Origin of the sequence: Streptomyces sp. NPDC059900, from assembly GCF_050270335.1 — a bacterium.
Classification (GTDB): Bacteria; Actinomycetota; Actinomycetes; order Streptomycetales; family Streptomycetaceae; genus Streptomyces.
In genome coordinates, this window is the sequence record NZ_JBNNJZ010000505.1 from 1 (window position 1) to 5,987 (window position 5,987).

The 5,987-nt window shown below is 73.2% G+C and carries 3 protein-coding genes and 1 pseudogene; 3 read left to right on the top strand and 1 reads right to left on the bottom strand.

Translation table 11 applies throughout. From position 1 onward, the window contains the following. The 3 genes from ACQKIP_RS37425 to ACQKIP_RS37435 all read left to right on the top strand — a co-directional run. Nucleotides 1-1,986, top strand: a 1,986-nt coding sequence (locus ACQKIP_RS37425; RefSeq protein WP_427745160.1) for an ATP-binding protein, incomplete at its 5' end; no start/stop codon positions are given. A gap of 96 nt (nucleotides 1,987-2,082) precedes the next feature. Then, on the top strand, nucleotides 2,083-2,583 hold the full coding sequence (locus tag ACQKIP_RS37430) for a hypothetical protein (protein ID WP_365859595.1): 501 nt from the start codon (nucleotides 2,083-2,085) through the stop codon (nucleotides 2,581-2,583). 145 nt (nucleotides 2,584-2,728) lie between these two features. Next, a complete protein-coding gene (locus ACQKIP_RS37435; protein ID WP_365859858.1) occupies nucleotides 2,729-5,074 on the top strand; it encodes a glycoside hydrolase family 95 protein in 2,346 nt (781 codons plus the stop codon). 63 nt (nucleotides 5,075-5,137) lie between these two features. Here the strand turns inward: ACQKIP_RS37435 and ACQKIP_RS37440 are convergent. Further along, nucleotides 5,138-5,987: pseudogene (locus ACQKIP_RS37440) on the bottom strand (N-acetylmuramoyl-L-alanine amidase); the annotation flags it as partial.

Here is a 5,987-nt window from a genome sequence, read left to right on the forward strand (position 1 = left end):
TCCACGGTCCGCTTCGCCTGGGCCTGCGCGGTCCTCGGCACCTCCATCTCCCCCTCGCTGGCCGCGGCGGTCGCGGGCATCGGCGAACGGGAGGCCGTCGACTGCGCCGACCGGCTGCGCCGCGCCCGCGTCCTGACCGGCGTGCACACCCTGGAGTTCGTGCACCCGCTGATCGCCACCGCCGTCTACCGCGCCATCCCCGCGGGCGTGCGCGTCGCCCTGCACGGCCAGGCGGCCTGGGCCGTGATCAACGCGGGTCTCGGGGCGTCCGCCGCCGCGCGCCACCTCCTCGAAGTGCACCCCGACGGCGACACCTGGGTCGTGCAGCAACTGCGCTCCGCGGCCCGCGAGACCGTCCGCGCGGGCGCCCCCGACGCCGCCCGCCGCTATCTCGCCCGCGCCCTGCGCGAACCGCCTCCCTGGGAGGACCGCGCCGCCGTCCTTTACGAACTCGGCTGTGCCTCCCTCCTGACCGAACCGGCCACGACCGTCAACCACCTGCGCGCCGCCCTGGAGGAGCCCATCACCGACCCCGTCCTGCGGCACGGCATCGTCTACCGCCTCTCCCAGGTCCTCGCCCACTCCGACCGCCTGGGCGAGGCCTCCGACACTCTCGCCCGGGAGATCCGCGTGACCACCGAGCCGCGCGTACGGATCCGGATGCAGGCCGAGCAGTTCATGTGGGACGCCTTCCGGGCCGACGAACCGGACTCGCCCGCCCGCTCCCGGCGCCTGGCCCGCCTCGCCGACCGGCTGCCCGGCCGCGACCTGACCGAGCGGTACATCATCGGGCTGCGCGCCTGGGACGCGACGCTGCGCGCCGAACCCGCGGCCACCGCCGTCGGGCACGCCGAGCGCGCCCTGGCCGGCGGGCTCGGTTGGGCCGAGGAGGACCGGGGCTTCGAGGTGCCCGTCCTGGTGGCGCTGACCTTCCTGTACGCCGACCGGCCGGGACGGGCCGAGGAACTGTTCGCCGCGGGGATCGCCGACTTCGAGAGCCAGGGCTGGCGCGGCGCCCACCTGTCGTTCGCGTACACGCTGCTCGCCTACATCCGCTACCGCCGCGGACGCCTCGCCGAAGCCGAGGACTTCGTGCGCGCCGGGCTGCGGATCGCCGAGCGGGTGGGTCCCAAAACCCCCGCGCACTGGTACGCCGTCGGCATCCTCATCGAGATCCTGCTGGCCAGGGGCCGCGTCGCCGAGGCCACGCGCACCGCGCAGGAGTACGGCTTCGGGGCGCCGTTCCCCGCGGCCGTCGTCTTCCCCGACGCGCAGGCCGTGCACGGCGAACTGCTGCTCGCCCGCGGCCTCACCAAGGACGCGGCGGCCGAACTCGCCGCCGCGGGCCGCCGCCTCGACCCGCGGGGCATGCGCAACCCCGCCTGGTGCCCCTGGCAGCTGCACCTCGCGCTCGCCGAGGCCGACGACGCCCCCGAGCGTGCCCTGGCCACCGCGTACGAGGCGGTCCGGCGGGCCCGCAGGTATGCCACCGCGTCGGCGGTCGGGCAGGCCCTGCGGATCACCGCCGGGGTCGCGTCGGGCTCCGTGCGCGTCAAGCTCCTGGAGGAGTCCGTCGGCCATCTGGAGCGATCGCCCGCGGCGTACGAACTCGCCTGCGCGCTGGTCGCCCTGGGCGCCGAGCTGCGCCGGGCGGGCCGCTCCAAGGACGCCGCCGACCCGCTGTACCGCGGGCTCGAGGCCGCCGTCCAGTGCGGCGCGGACGGCCTGGTCGAGCAGGCCCGCGACGAGCTGGCGGCGGCCGGTCTGCGCCCCCGTCTGCTGCACGGCACCGAGACGGACACGCTCACCACGCGCGAGCGCACGGCCGCGGCGCTCACCGTCCGCGGCGAGCCCGCCGCCCGCATCGCCGAGGAGCTGCACACCGACGAGCCGACCGTCGTCCGGCTGCTCTCCGCCGTGTACCGGAAAGTGGGAACGGACCACTCCGGTCTCGCCGCCGCGCTGGAGCCTCACCACCCCCGCTGACCTCGTGCGGAACACCCGGCGCGCCCGGCGGCCGCCGCGCGCGGACCGGCGCCGCCCCCGCGCCGGGAACCACCGCGGGCCACGTACCATTGGCGCATGTCCTTCCTCCGCCGCCGCAGCTCCGCCACTCCCGCTGGCCCGGACTTCGATGTCCTCGCCATGGACCCGGGTGACTGGCCCGGCAACCTCGGCGCGGGCCTGCTGCCCGCCCCCGACGGCAGCTGCCAGGGCGTCTTCCTGCGCTATGACCTCTTCGGCGGGCGCGGCCCCGCGATGATCATCGGCAATCTGCCCGAGGGCTCCCCGGCGCGCGAGACCGCCGACGACGAGGTGCCCTTCGAGGTGGCCCAGCTGCTGATCGCCCTGGAGAACGACGAGGAGATCACCGTCGTCTCCACCGAGGACATGCCGGTGATGCAGGGCGACAACCTCCTCATCGTGCGCCGCCTCAAGCTCTCGGAGAGCCGCATCTCCTGCGTGCAGTTCGACCGCAGCGACGGCGTCCTGGTCACCATCGCCGCCTGGGACCGGCCGATCACCGACGATCTGTACGCCCTCCTGAAGCCGCTGCCCGCCGAGCTTTTCCAGCAGGGCTGACCCATCCCGGCCGGCACCTGATCAGGACGGACCACCTGCCCGCCCCTCCCTCGGAGGGGCGGGTTTTGTCATGTGCCTTGCCAGGCCAGTCATCGGACTTTTAACGTGACCGGTCATGACTCCCGGGATCTCGCGAAGAACCACGATGAAGTCCGCCGTCGGCGGCGCAGCCGCACTGGCATCAGGTGGAGGCGTGCTTGCCGGTGCCGCGTCCGCTGCCGAGGCCGCTACCGATCGGCCACGCGATACCTCCGATGAATTGCTGCTCTGGTATGCGGCGCCCGCCGCCGACTGGGAGCGTGAGGCCCTCCCCGTCGGCAACGGCGCGCTGGGCGCCATGGTCTTCGGCACCCTCGCCTCCGAGCGGCTCCAGTTCAACGAGAAGACCCTGTGGACCGGCGGCCCCGGCTCCCGCGAGGGCTACGACCACGGCGACTGGCGCGAGCCCCGGCCCGGCGCCCTCGACGCCGTCCGCAAGGAACTCGACGAGAAGGGCACCCTGACCCCCGACGCCGTCGCCGCCGAGCTGGGCCAGCCCCGCCGCGGCTACGGCGCCCACCAGACCTTCGGCGATCTGCACCTGGACATGGCGGACGCACCGGCCGCCCCCGACGCCGCCTACCGCCGTACCCTCGACCTCCGCAGGGGCCTGGCGACCGTCACGTACACCCACCGACAGGTGCGCCACGAGCGGGAGTTCTTCGCCTCCTGCCCCGACGGCGTGCTCGTCGGACGCCTCAGCGCCGACCGCCCGGCGAGCGTCACCTGCACCCTGCGCCACACCTCGCCCCGCACCGACTTCACCGCGAGGGCCGCCGGCGACCGGATCACCGTACGCGGTGAACTCGCCGACAACGGGCTGCGGTTCGAGGCCCAGCTGCGCGTCGTGCAGCAGGGCGGCACGCGCACGGCGAACGCGGACGGCAGCATCACCGTCAGCGGCGCCGACCACGTCTGGTTCGCGCTCGCCGCGGGAACCGATTACGCCGACACCTACCCCGACTACCGCGGCGACGACCCGCACCCCGACGTCACCCGCACCGTCGACCGGGCCATCGCCCGCGGCCACGGCTCCCTCCGCGCCCGCCATCTGCGCGACCACGGCGACCTGTTCGGCCGCGTCGCCCTCGACATCGGCCAGGCGGCCCCCGCCGACGTCCCCACCGACCAGCTGCTCAAGGCGTACGGGGGAGGGGCGAGCGCATCCGACCGCGCCCTCGAAGCGCTCTTCTTCCAGTACGGGCGCTACCTCCTCATCGCCTCCTCCCGCGCCGGCTCGCTGCCCGCGAACCTCCAGGGCGTGTGGAACAACAGCACCACCCCGCCCTGGTCGGCCGACTACCACACCAACATCAACCTCCAGATGAACTACTGGCTCGCCGAGACCGCCAATCTCCCCGAGACCACCGCCCCCTACGACCGCTTCGTCGAGGCGCTGCGGGCGCCGGGGCGGCGGACGGCGAAGGAGATGTTCGGCTCGCGGGGCTGGGTCGTGCACAACGAGACCAACCCCTACGGCTTCACCGGCGTCCACGACTGGGCGACCGCCTTCTGGTTCCCCGAGGCCGCCGCCTGGCTGACCGCGCAGCTCTACGAGCACTACCGCTTCGGCGGCTCCACGGAGTACCTGCGCTCCACCGCGTATCCGGCGATGAAGGAAGCCGCCGAGTTCTGGCTCGACAACCTGCGCACCGACCCGCGCGACGGCACCCTCGTGGTCACCCCCAGCTACTCGCCCGAGCACGGCGACTTCACCGCAGGCGACTCCATGGCCCAGCAGATCGTCCACGACCTGCTCACCAACACCCTGGAGGCCGCCCGCATCCTCGGCGACTCCGCCGCGTTCCGCGCCGACCTCGACAAGGCGCTCGGCAAGCTCGACCCCGGACTGCGCGTCGGATCCTGGGGCCAGCTCCAGGAATGGAAGGCCGACCTGGACGACAAGACCGACGACCACCGGCACGTCTCCCACCTCTACGCCCTGCACCCCGGCCGCCAGATCAAGCCCGGCAGCAAGTGGGCCGATGCCGCGAAGGTGTCGCTCACCGCGCGCGGAGACGGCGGCACCGGCTGGTCCAAGGCGTGGAAGGTCAACTTCTGGGCGCGGCTGCGCGACGGCGACCACGCGCACAAGATGCTCGCCGAGCAGCTGGGGTCCTCGACGCTGCCCAACCTCTGGGACACCCATCCGCCGTTCCAGATCGACGGCAACTTCGGCGCGACGTCGGGCATCGTGGAGATGCTCCTGCAGAGCCAGTTCGATGTCATCGAGGTGCTGCCCGCGCTGCCCGCGAGCTGGCCCGAGGGGTCGGTGCGCGGCCTGCGGGCGCGTGGCGGGGCGCTGCTCGACGTCGCATGGTCGGGCGGACGCGCCACCCGCATCGTGCTCACCGCGACACGCACCCGCGAACTCACCGTGCGCAGCGCCCTGTTGAAGGGCGGCGAGAAGACGTTCAAGGCGCGGGCCGGACAGCGCTACGTCTTCGACTGAGCCCCACATGCCAGGGCCGGGCCCGCACCCACGCGGACCCGGCCCTCACCGTCATCGGCGGCTTCAGGAGCCCGAGCGCACCGCCTGCACGTCGGCCGCCCGGACATACGCGACCCGGTGGCCGAACTGGATCTCGTAGTACATGTCCTTGCCGCGCACCACCTTGTGCGGCGCCGTGTCGAACGTCGGCGCGTAGAAGTACTCGCCCGGCACCTTTCCGCCGGTCGCGTACTTCTGTCCGGCGAGGAGCTTGTACGGCAGCGGCGTGACCGCCTGCACGGGGACGCCCGCCGGGTACGCCTCCTTCTCCGGGTAGGCGCGCCCGTACACCGGGACCTCTGTGGCGCCGCCCTTGGGCGTCACCACGAGACCCTTGGCGTCGACGGCGGTGGGCTGCTTCTTCGGGTTCTTGAACCAGGCCTTCTGGCCCAGGTACCAGACGGCGGTCCAGTCGCCCTTGCGGTCGGCGACCGCGTACTGCTGGCCGGTGGACAGGCGCGCTCCGGTGTCGTTCACGTCGATCGTGGAGTCGCCGCCGCCGGGGCGCAGACCGATGTCCTTGATGAGCGGGGCGTCGTCACGCGGCTCGGTGTGCACCCGCACCGCGGCCGAACCGTGCGGCACGCACTTCTCGCCGGGCTTGACGCAGCCCGTGTACTCCGGCCGGTTCTTGGAGTACTCGGGCGCGACCGTCACCAGGCCGCCGCTGGGGCCCGCGGTCCGCTTGAAGGGCTTGCCCATCAGCGTGAAGTAGTGCTGCCAGTCCCAGTAGGGGCCGGGGTCGGTGTGCATGCCCGCGATGGTCGAGGGCAGCGTGCCGGGCACGTTGTCGTGGCCGATGATGTGCTGGCGGTCCAGCGGGATGTCGTACTTCTTCGACAGGTACTTCACCAGGCGGGCCGACGAGCGGTAC